Source organism: Amphritea balenae (assembly GCF_003858655.1).
GTDB lineage: Bacteria > Pseudomonadota > Gammaproteobacteria > Pseudomonadales > Balneatricaceae > Amphritea > Amphritea balenae.
On record NZ_RQXV01000008.1, the window covers coordinates 57,158 to 73,324 of the forward strand.

Annotated in this window: 17 protein-coding genes; 6 read left to right on the top strand and 11 right to left on the bottom strand. The window is 47.2% G+C overall.

Translation table 11 applies throughout. The features are described 5' to 3' along the window. Positions 1-18: 18 nt before the first annotated feature. From EHS89_RS14085 to purU, 4 genes are all read right to left on the bottom strand, one after another. Complete coding sequence (locus EHS89_RS14085) at positions 19-819, bottom strand: replication protein P (protein WP_229753758.1); 801 nt, start codon at positions 817-819, stop codon at positions 19-21. Beyond that, the gene (locus EHS89_RS14090) at positions 737-1,609 is read right to left on the bottom strand and encodes a DnaT-like ssDNA-binding domain-containing protein (protein WP_124926798.1); all 873 of its coding nucleotides are present in this window, start codon (positions 1,607-1,609) and stop codon (positions 737-739) included. Before EHS89_RS14090 ends, EHS89_RS14085 begins: the two co-directional genes overlap by 83 nt. 127 nt (positions 1,610-1,736) lie before the next feature. Then, entirely contained in the window at positions 1,737-2,144 is a 408-nt protein-coding gene (locus EHS89_RS14095; RefSeq protein WP_124926799.1) for a CBS domain-containing protein, read from the bottom strand. A 132-nt stretch (positions 2,145-2,276) separates the two neighbouring features. Further along, complete coding sequence (gene purU, locus EHS89_RS14100; RefSeq protein WP_124926800.1) at positions 2,277-3,131, bottom strand: formyltetrahydrofolate deformylase; 855 nt, start codon at positions 3,129-3,131, stop codon at positions 2,277-2,279. Between the two features lie 240 nt (positions 3,132-3,371). Here purU and EHS89_RS14105 point away from each other — a divergent pair, with 240 nt between their 5' ends. The 5 genes from EHS89_RS14105 (at position 3,372) to EHS89_RS14125 (ending at position 9,110) form a co-directional block, all read left to right on the top strand. Continuing rightward, the gene (locus tag EHS89_RS14105; protein ID WP_124926801.1) at positions 3,372-4,901 is read left to right on the top strand and encodes a thymidine phosphorylase family protein; all 1,530 of its coding nucleotides are present in this window, start codon (positions 3,372-3,374) and stop codon (positions 4,899-4,901) included. After that, a complete protein-coding gene (locus EHS89_RS14110) occupies positions 4,898-5,782 on the top strand; it encodes a ribose-phosphate diphosphokinase (RefSeq protein ID WP_124926802.1) in 885 nt (294 codons plus the stop codon). Before EHS89_RS14105 ends, EHS89_RS14110 begins: the two co-directional genes overlap by 4 nt. A gap of 19 nt (positions 5,783-5,801) precedes the next feature. Then, positions 5,802-6,398 (top strand): alpha-ketoglutarate-dependent dioxygenase AlkB family protein, encoded by a 597-nt coding sequence (locus tag EHS89_RS14115; protein ID WP_124926803.1) that lies wholly within the window; start codon positions 5,802-5,804, stop codon positions 6,396-6,398. Positions 6,399-6,401: 3 nt separating this feature from the next. Then, on the top strand, positions 6,402-7,139 hold the full coding sequence (gene nfsA / locus EHS89_RS14120; protein ID WP_124926804.1) for an oxygen-insensitive NADPH nitroreductase: 738 nt from the start codon (positions 6,402-6,404) through the stop codon (positions 7,137-7,139). A 300-nt stretch (positions 7,140-7,439) separates the two neighbouring features. Next, positions 7,440-9,110 carry a phosphoethanolamine transferase family protein gene (locus tag EHS89_RS14125; RefSeq protein ID WP_170167512.1) on the top strand — a complete coding sequence of 557 codons (1,671 nt, stop codon included), beginning with the start codon at positions 7,440-7,442 and terminating at the stop codon, positions 9,108-9,110. 89 nt (positions 9,111-9,199) lie between these two features. Here the strand turns inward: EHS89_RS14125 and EHS89_RS14130 are convergent, their stop codons facing one another. Beyond that, positions 9,200-9,643 carry a flavodoxin domain-containing protein gene (locus EHS89_RS14130; RefSeq protein ID WP_124926806.1) on the bottom strand — a complete coding sequence of 148 codons (444 nt, stop codon included), beginning with the start codon at positions 9,641-9,643 and terminating at the stop codon, positions 9,200-9,202. Between the two features lie 171 nt (positions 9,644-9,814). Between EHS89_RS14130 and EHS89_RS14135 the strand changes: the two genes are divergently transcribed. Further along, positions 9,815-10,144, top strand: a complete 330-nt coding sequence (locus EHS89_RS14135) for a hypothetical protein (RefSeq protein ID WP_124926807.1) — start codon at positions 9,815-9,817, stop codon at positions 10,142-10,144. Positions 10,145-10,302: 158 nt separating this feature from the next. On the opposite strand, the gene EHS89_RS14140 is transcribed toward EHS89_RS14135, so the two are convergent. From EHS89_RS14140 to EHS89_RS14165, 6 genes are all read right to left on the bottom strand, one after another. Then, positions 10,303-10,683 carry a c-type cytochrome gene (locus tag EHS89_RS14140; protein WP_124926808.1) on the bottom strand — a complete coding sequence of 127 codons (381 nt, stop codon included), beginning with the start codon at positions 10,681-10,683 and terminating at the stop codon, positions 10,303-10,305. A gap of 178 nt (positions 10,684-10,861) precedes the next feature. Then, positions 10,862-12,367 (bottom strand): fumarate hydratase, encoded by a 1,506-nt coding sequence (locus EHS89_RS14145; protein ID WP_124926809.1) that lies wholly within the window; start codon positions 12,365-12,367, stop codon positions 10,862-10,864. 149 nt (positions 12,368-12,516) lie between these two features. Beyond that, entirely contained in the window at positions 12,517-13,353 is an 837-nt protein-coding gene (locus tag EHS89_RS14150) for a prenyltransferase (protein ID WP_124926810.1), read from the bottom strand. A 68-nt stretch (positions 13,354-13,421) separates the two neighbouring features. Next, positions 13,422-14,801: a prephenate-dependent tRNA uridine(34) hydroxylase TrhP gene (trhP, locus tag EHS89_RS14155; RefSeq protein ID WP_124926811.1), complete on the bottom strand. Its 1,380-nt coding sequence runs from the start codon at positions 14,799-14,801 to the stop codon at positions 13,422-13,424. A 42-nt stretch (positions 14,802-14,843) separates the two neighbouring features. Further along, positions 14,844-15,404, bottom strand: coding sequence for an RNA 2',3'-cyclic phosphodiesterase (thpR, locus tag EHS89_RS14160; RefSeq protein ID WP_124926812.1), 561 nt, complete (start codon positions 15,402-15,404; stop codon positions 14,844-14,846). A 144-nt stretch (positions 15,405-15,548) separates the two neighbouring features. Then, positions 15,549-16,166: a glutathione S-transferase family protein gene (locus tag EHS89_RS14165; RefSeq protein WP_124926813.1), complete on the bottom strand. Its 618-nt coding sequence runs from the start codon at positions 16,164-16,166 to the stop codon at positions 15,549-15,551. Between the last annotated feature and the right edge of the window lies 1 nt (position 16,167).

Below are 16,167 nucleotides of genomic sequence, written 5' to 3' on the forward strand. Positions count from 1 at the left end.
CGGCGTTCTCAAATACCGTTATTGATAATCCGCAGGCAATTGAATATTCAATCCCCAGCTCTCGGCACGCTGCTGACTCGCCTGCCGAAATCTTTCTCTAACACCGCTGCCAGCAGGTTTCGTCAGATAAAACAGTAAAGTACTGGCCTGTTCAGGGGTAATATTCTGCGCTTCCCCCCATCGTTGAATAAATTCAACCAAACTATTGTCGCTTTTATCTTCCAACGCCACCGGCACTTCGATGGTCAGATCTTCACCGGCTCTTACCCGACGACAGATGACCTGATAGTTATAGCGAAAATCAGGAAACACCTTTGATTCATCCTCACTGCGCAGACGGAACCAACCGGTTGCTTTACCCGCATGATAGATAGCATCATGGGTCCAGTGATGACGGGTAGGATGATCTGAAAAATTACAGGCTTCTTCGTAGGCATGCTTCGCAGCAGGCAGGCCAAAGTCACCGCTTTGCTCATTCATGATAGTGAGAAACTCTGATACCGTCGGCATCCAGGCCAGTGTCTCTTTACAGCGATCAATCGCGGCGACCATCTCAGCTTCGCCATAGCCTTGCAGACTCAGCGCCCATTCACGCTTAGCAATACGGATCTCGTCCTGAGTTTCAAAACAACTCTTGAACTTATGCCCATAAATAGCCATAAAGCGGGCAAAGATCATATTGATCAGCGTTTTAGTTTCTGTCGTTATAGCAACCGGCTCAGGAGCTGGCTGCGGCTCACCAGTCGGTGTCTTTGATGTCCATGATTGCTGCGGTAACCCGCTGGCGTTTGTCCTGAGAATTTGTGCGGGTGTTTTCATGGTTTACACCTTTATTACCTTCTTCAGCGCGCTTTTTGCGAGCATCACGTGTTTGTTTGTTTACCCATTCCCGCTTAACCCAGGCGAGAAACTTCTGATCCCAGTTTGACTCTTTACGGTCCTTATCTAACCAGTAAAGCACAAACTCATCCAGAAGCTGATCGGCAAACTCAGCCGGAATACTATGACGGGGCAACATATCAAGCAATGTCTGCGAGGGTTTCCAGCCAAGGTGCATACTATGCAACTTCTGATTCTTCTGTTCTATCTCATTGAGACGGGAGGCAAAATCATCATCCGGGGTCGCTTGTCGACTACGTGACCAACCAATACTACCGCCAAAGGTAGGAGCAGGCCCTGGCTTGCGCGCCTGAGCCTGATGCACCCGCCGACTGATCTCGTTACGTTCAGGCGGCTGCTCTACGACTGGCAACTCCTGAACAATCACCGGTTCAGGTGCAAATTCAACAGGGGCAACTTCAGTTTCTGGCGACGACTCCGGCGTTAACACCAGCTTTATCGCTCCACCATGACCAAAAGAGGCCTGAATACAGCCCTGGGTCACCAGACTACTGGTTACCATAGCAATTTTCTCTTCATCCCAGAAAGAGGCCAATGCCAGCCACTCTTGTCGACTCAGAATTGCTGCCGCCTGTCCATTCTGATCAGGCAGACCGTGCTGCTCAAGGTACTCATGATAAAGAGCTAACAGAATAGCTTCATCTGAACCCACAGAACGCGCCAGCGATGGATAAAACAGTACTGGTTTTTCCGGAAAACGGAAGCTCATAACAGATCCAGACAATAATAAAGAGAAAAAAAACCTGAAGACAACAGAGCCGTCTCTTTTATCCACCGTTAGTGATACCGGCAATAGAAGGGACGGCTCTATAAAAAGTAGCCTTCAATCTAATGAATTAACCGTCTTGAGCAAAACGCTCAACTGCGCGTAGCACATCCCGACGACTAATCTGTCCGCAGAGTTTACCATCTTTTACAACCGGCAAGCGACGTCTGCCGTTATTTATAAAATCTTCTGCCACTGCAATGATATCTGCATCATGGGCAATGGTATAAACCTCAGGCGACATATAATCACCGACTTTTCCGCCCATCTCTTCTTCATGGTACGTTAACGTCAGGATCGCTTTCAGGCAGTCAGCTTCAGACAATAAGCCAACCAGTTTTCCATCTTCACAGATCACTGGCGCACCGGTAATACGGTGTTCCAGCAATTGATTGATCGCTTCAAACAGATCGGTTTCAGGAGTAAAAGTAACCAGCTTCTCAGCCATATAATCGCTGGCTTTTACAGATCGCAACATCGTATATCCTCCACCCGGATAGCATGAGTCATTGTATGGCAGTTCATCTGCTCTTTGACTGCCATCTATCTTAGCTCAGGATATAACAACAAAACACTGTTTGAGATCTAAGAAACACTCAAACTGAAAGGTTTAATTAAAAACCACGGTTTTATTGCCATGTACCAATACTTTGTCTTCAAGATGCCAGCGTAGACCACGGGACAAGACGGTTTTCTCAACATCCTTACCTAACCGCACCATCTCCTCAGGCTGATCCCGGTGACTCACACGCACCACGTCCTGATCAATGATAGGGCCCGCATCCAGCTCTTCTGTTACATAGTGACAAGTCGCACCGATCAGTTTTACACCTCGTTCATGGGCCTGATGGTAAGGCTTTGCGCCGGCAAACGATGGCAGAAAACTATGATGAATATTAATAATTTTATGGGGATACAGGTCACATACCGTGCTAGGCAGAATCTGCATATAGCGCGCCAGTACAACTGTATCCGCTTCATGCTCAACAATCAGCTGATGAACTTTATCAAAGTGCGGCTGCTTATCTTCTTTATCCACAGGAACATGGAAGTATGGAATACCATGCCACTCAACCATACTGCGCAGATCGTCATGGTTGGATATAACACAAGGAATTTCACAATCCAGTTCACCTTCGTGATATCGATAAAGCAGATCAGCCAGACAATGCGCCTCGCGACTTGCCATTAATACAACTTTTTTAGGCACTGATGAATCTGAAATGTCCCAGCTCATATTGAAGGACTGAGCGATCGGGGTAAATTGCTCAATCAGCTGTTCACGGCTGAAATTAAGAGAAGCCGTGATAATTTCTACCCGCATAAAAAACCAGCCGGTAGAGCTATCAGAATGCTGATTTGCATCGGCAATCGAGCCACCATGACTGGAAATAAAATTACTTACCATTGCAACAATACCCAGGCGATCCGGGCAGGCCAGTAGCAGTCTGTATCTGCGTTCCATGATGTCCTTCTTATCAAGTCAATTTATTTAAGATGCGCCATTCTAGCAGCTAAAACGGCCACCGACATCCGCTGACAATGTCTAACCCTTGAAAGCCCCATAATAGGTATCCATGTCATGTACAGATATGAATATTCTCTGCTATAACCTGTACATAGCTTAGGAAACACAGCCTTTCTAACGGGCTGTTTCCTATCATCAGCCAGCCAGATTACGGTCTGGACAGGGAGATATGCTGCGATGATTTTTACCCCTGACCGAGTTACTCCTCTTCAGGCGCGTCGACTGGGTATCGATACCCGCCAGGAACCTATCATCTATCTGCGGGCCGACAGTCCTGTATGCCGTTCAGAAGGGTTTTCAGCCCTGTCCCGGGTTCTGGTACGCACCGAGCAATGCCAGATCATTGCCACCCTGAACATTATTACCGGTGAGATGTTGCGCCGCGGTCAGATAGGCTTTTCCGAATCAGCCTGGCACCGCTTAAAACTCAATACCAACGATAGTGTCTGGCTGTCTCACCCACGTCCCGTACAGTCACTTTCCCATGTCCGGGCCAAAGTATATGGCCACCAGCTAAATAAGCCGCAGTTTCAGGAGATCATCAACGATATTGTCGATGGTCACTATGCCGACGTACATCTGGCCGCCTTTATCACCGCCTGTGGCGATGACAAGCTCAATGACACAGAGATCACCGCCCTAACCCAGGCGATGATCGATTCCGGTAGCCGGATCGACTGGGGGCAACCCTTAGTCATAGATAAGCACTGCGTTGGCGGCTTACCCGGTAACCGAACCACACCTATTGTTGTTGCTATCCTGGCGGCCAGCGGCCTGACCATGCCAAAAACCTCATCCAGGGCCATTACCTCTCCGGCGGGTACCGCCGACACCATGGAAACTATGACAGAAGTCAGTCTGTCACTTGAACAAATGAAACAGGTTGTACAGCAGGAAGGTGCCTGCCTCGCCTGGGGTGGTTCTGTGCGCCTGAGTCCGTCAGACGATATCCTGATTCAGGTTGAACGGGCGCTGGATATCGATAGCGAAGGTCAACTTATTGCTTCAGTGCTCTCGAAAAAAATTGCCGCTGGCGCCACCCATGTATTGATTGATATTCCGGTAGGCCCCACCGCCAAGGTTCGCTCCAAAGAAGCCGCCGACAAACTTGCCGCATCCTTCAATTCGGTCGCTGCAAAGCTCAATCTCAATATTCAAATTCTTTATACCGACGGCAGTCAACCGGTTGGTAACGGTATTGGCCCGGCACTAGAAGCCAAAGATGTCATGGCGGTACTACAAAATGATACCGATGCGCCTCAGGACCTGAAACAGCGAGCGCTGTCGATGGCCGGCGCCATGCTAGAAATGTCCGGTACCGTTGAGCCAGATACCGGACTGGAAAAAGCAACAACCCTGCTTGAAAACGGTCTGGCCTGGGAGAAATTTTGTGCTATCTGTACCGCTCAGGGCGGCATAAAACAACCCGATGAAGCCCCTTACCTGTTTAAGCTGATCGCCGATAAAAGTGGCAAAGTTGATCAGGTGGATAACCGCCGTCTGGCGCAAGTTGCAAAACTGGCTGGCGCACCTATGGATCCTACCGCAGGCATTGAAATTCATGTAAAACTGGGACAACAGGTACAACCCCACGACCCTCTTTTAACCATCCACGCAGAAAGTTCTGGCGAGCTGAACTACGCTGTCGATTATCTGGAAAACCATCCTGAAATAATCCGTCTTAAAAGCAAGGAAACAGAACAATGAAAACCGTGCTGATCAATCTTGAATCCGATCCCGTTCTGGAAGCTCAACTCTGTGACGAACTTGAAGCCAAGCGTGGCGAAATAGAGCTGCGTCGCTTTCCTGATGAAGAAACTTATTTGCGCGTGTTAACCGATTGCAAAGATCGCAATGTGGTTATTTTGTGCAACCTCTATCAGCCCGATAATAAGATTCTGCGACTCCTGCTGCTGGCAACAACATTACGGGAGATGGGTGCATTAAAGGTAGGTCTGATAACCCCTTATCTGGCTTATATGCGCCAGGATAAACAGTTTCATGATGGCGAGTGTGTCAGCTCACGTCCGTTTGCCCGACTCATCTCTGAACACCTTGATTTCCTGGTCACCGTAGATCCGCACTTGCACCGCTATCACCGTCTTGATGAGATCTATACTATCCCGGCTACCGTCGTTCATGCGGCACCACTAATAGCAAACTGGATAAATGAGCATATACAAAACCCTCTGCTTATAGGGCCAGATAGCGAAAGCGAACAATGGGTGTCACAAGTTGCCGAGTTGGCTGGTGCCCCTTTCCAGGTGTTGAGCAAAACCCGCCGTGGTGATTATGATGTTGAAGTAACGCTACCCGACGTTGAGCGCTGGCTGAATCACACGCCTGTACTGGTCGATGATATTATCTCCAGTGGCCGAACTATGCTGGAAACAGTTGATCATCTAAAACAGGCTGGCATGCCTAAAGCAACCTGTATTGCGGTGCACGGTATCTTTGCCGGTGATGCTTACACTCAGCTCGAATCAGTTGCCAACGTTGTTACCAGTCGCTGTATCGTTCACCCCAGCAGCATGATAGAGATTGCACCCGCCATCGCCGTAGCGACTAAACAGCTATTAAACCAGTGAAATGAAACACGCCTGATAAATGAAGCAACTACCTATTACCCAGGGAGAACTGCTATACGATCCTGAATTTCTCCTGCCGACTGATGCTGAGCAGCTATATAACACTCTGGAACAGCAGCTCAACTGGCGTCAGGACAGCATTAGAATGTTTGGCCGGATAGTGAAGATCCCCCGGCTACAGTGTTTCCAGGGTGAACCCAATATCAGCTATCTCTATTCAGGTCTTTCCCTGTATACCACTCCCTGGCATCCAGCAATAGAGCAACTAAAGCGACAGATCGAAACCATCAGCGGATATCAGTTTAATTCGGTCCTGATAAATTTTTATCGCGATGGCAAAGACAGTATGGGCTGGCATAGCGATGACGAGCCGGAACTGGGCCCTGAGCCAGTCATCGCCTCGATCAGCCTGGGTCAACCCCGTCGTTTTTTGCTTCGTCATCGTTTTGATAAGAGCATTCCTCCACAAGAGCTATTGCTCAATAGTGGCTCTCTGCTGATAATGGCAGGTCAGTTACAGCATTACTGGCATCACAGCGTGCCAAAAACCAGTCGCCAGATGGCTGGCCGGATCAACCTTACATTCCGGCAAACCCAACAAAGTGAAATGGAATAACCGATGAACCAAGTTATCGAGCTACTTAACAGCCACCGCTCTATCCGCAAATTTACCTATCAGCCCGTTGCTCAGGAAATCATTAATACATTAGTACAGGCAGGACAGGCCGCCGCTACCTCCAGCTTCATTCAGGCTTGTACGGTCATTCAGGTAAACGACAGCAATAAGCGCAGCCAGTTAATGGAATGTTCTGGCGGACAGGCCTACGTGGGTGAAGCACCGGTATTTCTGGTTCTCTGCGCAGATATGCAACGTAATAAGCTGGCCTGTGAAATGAATGATGCCGAGATTAACTCAGGCTATACCGAACAATTTATTACTGCCACCGTTGATGTTGGCCTGTTTGCTCAAAACCTGACCGTAGCCGCAGAATCCCTTGGTTTAGGCGCAGTCTATATTGGTGGTATCCGCAACCAGATCGCCCGGGTTGCTGATCTTCTGGAACTGCCTGATATGGTCTATCCGGTCTTTGGTATCTGCCTTGGCTACCCGGACCAGAATCCTGAAGTAAAACCCCGCCTGCCGGTTGAAGTGGTATTGAAGCAGGACAGCTACAATGACAGCAACGACCAGCAAACGATTGCAGAATACGACAAGTCAGTAAGCGACTACTATCGCACCCGAACCGGTGGCAATAAGGATATGACCTGGAGCGAACAGATGTCTGGCATGCTAACCAAAGAAGCCCGCCCACATATGAAGGCGTTTCTGAAAGATCGGGGATTTCTGTTGAAGTAATGCGACTGGCTGATAGAGTTTAGTTCTATATCGGCCTGGCTGTGACTGCGCCGCTAGCTAGCGACTAGAATGGAGGTCTTCTCCTCCCTCTTATAAAAAAGAGAGCTATTGGCTCTCTTTTTTATAGCACCAAACAAATCGGCGCAACATTAGCTATCTCAATACTTGGATTTCTTGTAATTGAGATTTAACAATATTGAAAAAATACTCTAATAAAAATAAAATCCTAACCTATTCAGGAGCGAATTCTATTGTAATAGGGCGCGACCTTACACGGACATGTTAATCAGGTTTAAAATAATGGTCGCAAGATTAAAAGAGTGTTTTTCACACCCCGCTAGCGCTTTTCTTTTTATTCTTCTTTTTCCTTTTGCAATCGAGTTCATTTTTGCAGAGTACAGTGAACGGGAGCTAATCAACCGTACAGGCTGGTTCATCATGATTTGGGCTCTGGCCTATCTGATAACCTACCGCCCCTTATTCATTCTACTTGGTCTCTTGTTTACAGTTACAGGCTCTGCGGACATCGCTTATGCCATCGAATTCAATGGCATTTTCACAACATCTTCTGTAGAAGCGATAGCACAAACTAATGCGTCAGAAGCTTTTGAATTTATTCAGTCCTACTTTTCCATTTCTGCCTTTTTAATAATTATTTTCTATCTAATAGCTAGCTTATTCCTATTAAATCGCTTCACTGCACCCGGCTTTAGTCACAAGAAAGCATATAAGCTCTCAGCCATCGGATTCTTTGCTATTTTTGCCCTGCTAATCGTTGATGGAATAGTCATCAAGCATAAATATGGAAAGCGACTACCAGGGATCATCGGAGCCTACCCAGAATTTCTTAAGGGAAACTTATCACTAAGTAAAGAGATTCAGCAGCGAGAACAGTTGGTCAGCAATACAAGCTATACATTTACCAACAACGAAGACCTGCCTCAAACTTATGTATTCATAATTGGTGAATCAGCCAGCCGTACTCATATGTCTTTATATGGCTATCAAAGGGAAACTAACCATCAGTTGGGACAAAGAGATGATCTGTTACTATTCGATAATGTTATCTCAAATTACGTACAGACCCTGCCTTCACTCAGAATAACTCTCACCAGCGCTGATAGTTTAGCCAGTAGCAGTCATGCAAAATCACTGAGTGTTGTGGACGCCGCTAATTTAGCCGGGTTCGAAACCTGGTGGATCTCAAACCAGCAACCGCTTAGAGGTACATATTCCGCAGTTGGGTATATGGCTAAAAAAACTATATTTATCAGTAATGAGTTTTTCGGCAACGAAACACATCGCTTCGACAATCATGTTCTTCCAAAACTGGATCTGGCGCTGGCATCAGAAGCACCGAAAAAGGCTATATTTATTCATTTAATGGGTAGTCACCTTAAATACGATAAACGCTACCCCAAAAGCTTCTCCAAATTTAATGCCCCACCCTATTATGGATTCAAACAGGCGCTAAGTGACACTCAAAAAAGCTATATTGATAGCTACGATAACTCCATTCTGTTTAGCGACTGGATTACAAATAATGCTATTGAAAAACTGAACCATAAAGCCTTGAATGATAATGGACTATATAGCCTAACTTATATCGCAGACCATGGAGAGGAGGTCTTTGACTCGGCAGACTTCAAAGGACACGGTCCTGACAATGTCACCCCTGGAATGGTAGAAATCCCTTTCATCACCTGGCTGTCAAAAAGCTTTATTTCAAATAGAGGCTCTCAGGTTGATCAACTCAGACAGAACAAATCAGCACCTGCTATGCTCGATAGCTTCTTTTATTTCGCACTTGATATGATGAATATTGAGAGTGATCTTAATAACAAGACTAAAAGTCTCTTTTCTGATCAGTATCTACCAAAAAACCGCATGGTGTATGGAATTGATTACGATCACACAATGAAAAAACAGTCTCCTTTAATCACCAAACTAAGCAACCAAAACAACAAATAAAAAGGAGACTATCAATCTCCTTAAAATTTCCCCAGTTAGCGACGTTTTCTACGATCAGACCACGCCGGTAGATGAGTGGTCAAATAAGCTTATAGCTTAGTTGACCACTCATCTACCCAGCTTGCTGCCGCTTCATCCGGATCCGGCGTTTCACAGCTATCAATAAACAATGCCTGACCTACTGGTTTCGCATTCAGGTCGCGCATCAGCTCATTCATCAGCTTGCCACCTTCAGCATAGGTCTCATAAGAGCTATCACCCAGCGCTATCAAACCAAAACGTACCTGAGAAAAATCAGGCTGATGATCTTTTAACTTACAGTAGAGCGGCATCAGGTTAGTCGGAACTTCACCCTGTCCCACAGTCGATGTACAGATAAGAATCACATCAGGTTTATCTATTACCTGCTCATACGTCGGCTCGCTCAAAAAATCAGTCTCATGACCCATTTTTTGTAACTGCTCTGCGCAATCCTCAGCTATCTGAGAAGCATTACCGTAGGTAGAACCTACTACGATTTTAATCTGTGCCATTTATTCACCTATGTACTGCCAAACGGCAACTATTAAAAAAGAGACCACATGATAATGAAATTATCACTTTTATTGAATGCCCAAATCAGAGCCCGTTCAAGCCCAGCCATTTTACCCCAGCGATTCTGTCAACTATCTTGAATATGACAGAGTCATAAGGAGAGAAAGACAATGCCAAATAATCATGTCACTAAGTTACTTCGGGAACTGGAGCAACAAGCGACTGAACGCAGCACTCAGGTTGATTGCAACTTCACCATCAGCGCAGAAGATCTGATTAAAGTGCAGGCACTGGCTGAGATGTATCAGTTACCCTCTGATGAGTTGGTGGCCGATCTGTTACATACGGTACTGCTGGAAATAGAAGAAAAAATGCCTTACCGGGCAGGTACCAAAGTCATTCGTATGGAAGAAGGCGATCCTGTCTATGAAGATATCGGCCCCATGCCCCGCTATATGGCCATTAAAAACCGGCTCAGCAAAACCACTAAGATTGCTTAACCCGCGGAACTCTTTATAAATAAAGTTATAAATAAAGTTATAAATAAAGCCATTACAATCAGACGCTATGCTTGAGCAAGCGACCTGAATGTAATGGTTTATCTGTGCTATTACGCCTGCTTCACAGGACGTAATGATCACTTTTTATCCGCAAACTTTTATAAGGTCTTCAGATAAGCGATCAGATAATCCTGCTCAGCAGCATCGGTGATAGCCACGTGACGCATCCGCGTTCCCGGCACCAGTTTAGCGTTATCAGCGACCCATTTACGAAGATTATCTTCATTCCAGATGATGCCCGACTTTTCCAGAGCTTCTGAATAAGCAAATCGAGGTAAAGATGCAGCCTGACGACCAACTACACCACTCAGGTTTGGTCCAAAGGCATTGGCACTAGTGTCTTCAGAATGACAGGCCTGGCAACGTTTAAAAATTTCCGCACCTGCCGCAGCCATTGCTGCTTCATCTGCCTGAACAACAGGCGTCATAAAACCCGCCAACGCTGCTACTGACACCCATTTCAGTATTTCTTTTTTCATGATCAGATACTCTTGTCAGAACATAACATGTCCGCAAAAGTATACTTTCTGACAGGTACTCATCATTTAGTACTTGAGTACCTTTTTTCAGCTACCGAAGCACAATGCCACTATGACAAAAAAACGCGGCATAAAGCCGCGTTTTTGTATTGATCAGATTTGTATTGATCAGATAGAGCTACACTTGTTCAGCGATAATCTTCTTCCACTTAGCCGGGCCCGTATTGTGTACGGATTCGCCATTCGTATCTACGGCTACCGTCACCGGCATATCTTTCACATCAAACTCATAGATAGCTTCCATTCCCATCTCTGGGAAAGCCAGTACTTCAGCATTAACAATCGCCTTAGATACCAGATATGCAGCACCACCTACAGCCATCAGATAAACCGCTTTGTTATCACGAATTGCATCTATCGCAACCGGACCACGCTCGGACTTACCGATCATACCCAGCAGACCAGTGCTTTCAATAACCTGACGGGTAAACTTATCCATCCGCGTTGCGGTCGTCGGTCCTGCAGGACCTACAACTTCATCATCAACCGGATCAACAGGCCCTACGTAATAGATAAAGCGCCCTTTAAGATCAACCGGCAGATCTTCACCGTTGTTCAGCATCTCAACCATGCGCTTATGGGCAGCATCACGGCCAGTCAGCATCTTACCGTTCAACAGAACAGTTTCACCGGGCTTCCAGCTTTGTACGTCTTCAGGCGTAACGGTATTCAGATCCACGCGGCGGGTACTTTCGCCGACTTCAAAGGTCACTTCTGGCCACTCATCCAGGCTCGGAGGTGTCAGAACAGCAGGACCGTTACCATTCAACGTAAAGTGCGTGTGACGGGTTGCTGCACAGTTAGGGATCATACAGACCGGCAGTGAAGCCGCGTGAGTTGGATAATCCTTAATCTTCACATCAAGTACGGTAGTCAGACCACCCAGCCCCTGTGCACCGATACCCAATTCGTTAACCGCATCCATAATTTCAATACGCAGCTCTTCAACCCGGTTTTGCGGGCCTCGCTCACGAATCTCATGAATATCGATCGGGTCCATCAGAGACTCTTTGGCAAGTACTGCGGCCTTCTCAGCCGTGCCACCAATACCCAGACCGAGCATACCCGGCGGACACCAGCCAGCACCCATAGTCGGTACGGTTTTAACAACCCAGTCAACGATACTGTCGGATGGGTTCAGCATCACCATCTTAGACTTGTTTTCAGAACCGCCGCCTTTCGCTGCAACATGCACTTCGACTTCATCACCATCGACGATTTCGTAGTGGATTACCGCAGGGGTGTTGTCTTTGGTGTTCTGACGTTTACCGGCAGGGTCAGCCAGAATAGAGGCGCGCAGTACATTGTCAGGGTGGGTATAAGCGCGACGAACACCTTCGTTAACCATATCGGTTACGTTCATCTTGGCATCCCAGACTACATTCATACCCACTTTCAGGAATACGGTAACAATACCGGTATCCTGACAGATCGGACGATGACCTTCAGCACACATACGGGAGTTAATCAGAATCTGAGCCATAGCGTCTTTAGCCGCTGGGTTCTGCTCTTTTTGATAGGCTTCATGCACACCCTGAATAAAATCGATCGGGTGGTAGTAAGAAATAAACTGCAGCGAATCGGCAATGCTGCTGATGAAATCGTCTTGGCGAATTACGCTCATTATTGACTCCGCAATATCAGGCTCTGTCGGTAGGAAGAAGGTTGTCAGTGCAACCCTTTTGTTGTGTCGCAAAATTATACACTAATTTATTCGCAGAGCCTTATCGGCCTTAGTATAAAAGCTCTCAACAAAGGGCAAATATGGAAGAACTAAAGACTCAGGCAATAAGACAGGCCGAATAGCATAAAAAACCGGCCAGTATCCGGTGGCAACTTCGACAGCTCGGAATTCTGACTAACACGCTGCCATAACAACAGAATCAAAGGGAGGCTAACCAGCCACCAACCTGAACTCACCAGCTGTAACCACCAGAAGAGTCCGCTGAGTAAAATTACCGCCAGCAATAAAGTCCGATACAACAATTGGGCCCGTTGTCGGCCAATTCTTACACTCAGGGTTCTGATACCTGCTGCAGTATCAGTATCAATATCCCTAATCTCATTTGCCAGCAATAATAACGAACTAATCAGGCTAACAGGTACCGAGCGCCAGAACACCGACCATTCCAGTGAACCGGCGATAATATAGTAACTACCGCACACCATCAGCACGCCCATCAACCAGAAGACTAACACCACCGCCAGACCGCGCCGCTTAAAGTTAACCGGTTCCAGGGTATAACCCAACGCCCCTGCCAAACCGATCAAAAGCAGTATTAGTAAGCCTGTGCCAGCATAAGTAACCAGATAGATACCGACCATTGCCGCCAGTAAAAAACAGATTAAACCAATACGAAAATTTCGCTCAATCATTAGCCGCAAACGGCTATCACCGATTAACGACAAATCTGAATAATCATTAATCAGATTAACTCCGGCCTGCAGAACCACCGCCGCCAGCAGAATAAAAGCAGCGATCAGCCAGTTGAACTGAGGTAACTGAAACGCGCTAACCACCCCTACAAGGCAGGTGATCAGCGCTACTGAGAATGAAAAAGGCCGTAAAGCCCTTAGCAATCGGTATTTAGTTTCCTGGTCAGTCATCATCTGTGTTTTCAGAGTATTCAGGCATAAAAAAAGGCATCCTGGGATACCTTTTTTATCAATTACATTACTTACTTCTGGCTTTCGTAGGCCGGCGCATTCGGCAGGTCACGCATCAGTAATGCAAATTCCAGGTCGGCATCGGTATCTACCGCAAAGCGCACCTTATGACCCGAGCCCGGGGCACAGTCTTTGGCCTCGCCCTGCAGGTTTTCCATCTGCTCCAGCTTAAATTTGCGGTTACCTGTTGGCGTCATCAGTTCCAGGGTATCCCCCACCATAAAGCGGTTCTTCACCTCGATATCGACAGTACCCTTTTGCAGGTCACGATCGATCACTTCACCCACAAACTGCTGATGCACCCCGACAGAGTTACCGGTTTCGTAGTTCTGATACTCGTCATGTACGTGACGACGATAGAAACCTTCGGTGTAACCACGGTTTGCCAGGTTCTCAAGATTATCCATCAGGCTCATATCAAACGGCCGTCCGGCAGCAGCATCATCGATCGCTTTACGATACGCCTGAGTCGCACGGGCAACATAGTAATGTGACTTAGTTCGACCTTCGATCTTCAACGAGTGGATACCCATCTCAGTTAAACGATGTACGTGCTGGATAGCCCGCAGATCTTTTGAGTTCATGATATAGGTGCCATGCTCATCTTCAAAAGCAGGCATATACTCGCCTGGGCGGGTCTCTTCCTGCAGCAGGTACGTCTTATCGGTTGGCTCACCAAGCCCTAAGGCAGGCTGCTTACCTGTCATATTCGGGGCAGCCTCATTCGGGTCAAAGTTCTGTACCGGAATCAGATCACCGTTATCACCCAGCTTTGCTTCATGGGCATCGTATTTCCAACGGCATGAGTTAGTGCAGGTACCCTGATTCGGATCACGTTTATTGATGTAACCAGATAACAGGCAACGACCTGAATAAGCGATACAGAGCGAGCCGTGAACAAAGACTTCCAGCTCCATCTCCGGACATTTTTCACGAATTTCCTGGATCTCATCCAGAGACAGCTCACGGGACATGATGATTCGCTCGATGCCAGCCTGGTGCCAGAATTTAACGCTGGCCCAGTTCATCGTATTACTCTGAACCGACAGATGAATCGGGACATCAGGCCAGTGCTCTTTCACCATATGAATCAGGCCCGGATCTGACATAATCAGTGCATCAGGCCCCATCTCGATAACCGGACGCAGGTCATCGATATAGGTTTTCAGTTTACTGTTATGCGGCATGATATTACTGGCCACATATAGCTTTTTATTCTGCGCATGAGCGATCTGGATACCTTCATGCAGATTATCCAGATTAAAATCGTTGTTACGCACCCGTAAACTATAACGAGGCTGACCGGCATACACCGCATCGGCCCCATAGGCGAAAGCGTATTTCATATTGCGCAGCGTACCCGCTGGCGAGAGAAGTTCTGGTTTAAACATTAATTCACTACATTGAAAATGGGTTAAATAACGGTGACAGGCTCAGGCCATATCCTGCAGAGGAATTTCAAACAGCGGCGTATAAATTGAATCACGCTCGCCGGGCTTACTCTGAAACAGAACGACCGAATCGGCCAGACTATAAAGGTCCAGTTCAGGCCACTCCTGTGGCGGTACAAATTTATTCTTCGCAGGCAAGCGGCCCAGAGTAATATGAGGTTTAAAGTCCTCCTCTTTGAACTCTATACCCGCTTCCAGCGCGATCTCCATCATAAAACGATTAAGACCGGTTAACGCTTCATGTTCAGGGCTCATTGCCGCAACTACCGCGAGCTGCTTACTCACCGGATAGTATTCGGCGGTATTAATGTGCACCTGAAACGAACTGACTTCTGCCAGTTTTTTACGGGTTAACTGCTCTAACTGATCTACCTGCTCCAGAGATATATTCCCCAGAAAGCAAAGCGTCAGATGATAAGACTCCGAATCGATCCAGTTCACTTCAACATGTTTATCATACTGACATAGTGTATCAGCATGATCTGCCAGCCATCGCGTTACCGCATCCGGCAACGTTAGCGCAAAAAACGCACGTATTTCCATTAAGCTGTCATCGGCCTTATAAAAAATGACCCACTATTCTGCCCGTCTGCAGATAGGATCGCAATCAAAATTTTGTACAAAAAACAGACAACCTGTCTTCTGCTTCGCAATAATTCAATCTCAGGTGACAGTGCTAAGACCAGCTTATACGGCTGCCTTTGCCCGCACCACTTTTTGCACCGGTAGCGCCAGTATCCGTCTGATCCAGGCTGCAATCGCCGGATACTGGTCAAAGCTGAAGCCCGCAAGTTTTGGCCATGCCAGCACTGCAGCGCCATGAAAATCAGCCACCGTCAGTTTATCTGCCACCAGGTATTCCCGCCCTTGCAGATGTTGCTCCAACACCGGTAGAAAACGCGCCAGTACTTTCGTTCTGTCATCAATCAGTGCCTGATCAACCTGACCGTCAGCCGCATACTTAACCGCCAACAACATATCCAGTGCTGCCGCTTCGATCTGATTACTGATAAACAGACTCCAGCGATACAGGTCAGCTTCCTGCTCCAGGGTTTCAACCCAAAGCTGTTGAGCCCCATATTTCCGCGCCAGATAAAATAAAATCGCCTGACTTTCCCACAACACCAGATCACCATCAACCAGGGTTGGCAGCTTACCCGTTGGATTCAACGCCCGGTATGCTTCGGCCTGAGTCCCCTCACTACGAGGATTAAAGGGAAAGTTTTCATACTCGACCCCCAGCGTTTCCAGAACACACATCACCATACTGGCTCTGGAATAAGCGCTACCGTACACCTTAATCATC

Coding starts and splice junctions, on each gene's coding strand:
- purU (WP_124926800.1), bottom strand. CDS start 3,131: ATGGAACGCAGATACAGACTGCTACTGGCCTGCCCGGATCGCCTGGGT.
- EHS89_RS14085 (WP_229753758.1), bottom strand. CDS start 819: ATGAAAACACCCGCACAAATTCTCAGGACAAACGCCAGCGGGTTACCG.
- EHS89_RS14115 (WP_124926803.1), top strand. CDS start 5,802: ATGAAGCAACTACCTATTACCCAGGGAGAACTGCTATACGATCCTGAA.
- EHS89_RS14150 (WP_124926810.1), bottom strand. CDS start 13,353: ATGATGACTGACCAGGAAACTAAATACCGATTGCTAAGGGCTTTACGG.
- EHS89_RS14125 (WP_170167512.1), top strand. CDS start 7,440: ATGGTCGCAAGATTAAAAGAGTGTTTTTCACACCCCGCTAGCGCTTTT.
- EHS89_RS14095 (WP_124926799.1), bottom strand. CDS start 2,144: ATGTTGCGATCTGTAAAAGCCAGCGATTATATGGCTGAGAAGCTGGTT.
- EHS89_RS14165 (WP_124926813.1), bottom strand. CDS start 16,166: ATGATTAAGGTGTACGGTAGCGCTTATTCCAGAGCCAGTATGGTGATG.
- EHS89_RS14105 (WP_124926801.1), top strand. CDS start 3,372: ATGATTTTTACCCCTGACCGAGTTACTCCTCTTCAGGCGCGTCGACTG.
- EHS89_RS14130 (WP_124926806.1), bottom strand. CDS start 9,643: ATGGCACAGATTAAAATCGTAGTAGGTTCTACCTACGGTAATGCTTCT.
- EHS89_RS14090 (WP_124926798.1), bottom strand. CDS start 1,609: ATGAGCTTCCGTTTTCCGGAAAAACCAGTACTGTTTTATCCATCGCTG.
- nfsA (WP_124926804.1), top strand. CDS start 6,402: ATGAACCAAGTTATCGAGCTACTTAACAGCCACCGCTCTATCCGCAAA.
- EHS89_RS14110 (WP_124926802.1), top strand. CDS start 4,898: ATGAAAACCGTGCTGATCAATCTTGAATCCGATCCCGTTCTGGAAGCT.
- trhP (WP_124926811.1), bottom strand. CDS start 14,801: ATGTTTAAACCAGAACTTCTCTCGCCAGCGGGTACGCTGCGCAATATG.
- EHS89_RS14145 (WP_124926809.1), bottom strand. CDS start 12,367: ATGAGCGTAATTCGCCAAGACGATTTCATCAGCAGCATTGCCGATTCG.
- EHS89_RS14140 (WP_124926808.1), bottom strand. CDS start 10,683: ATGAAAAAAGAAATACTGAAATGGGTGTCAGTAGCAGCGTTGGCGGGT.
- thpR (WP_124926812.1), bottom strand. CDS start 15,404: ATGGAAATACGTGCGTTTTTTGCGCTAACGTTGCCGGATGCGGTAACG.
- EHS89_RS14135 (WP_124926807.1), top strand. CDS start 9,815: ATGCCAAATAATCATGTCACTAAGTTACTTCGGGAACTGGAGCAACAA.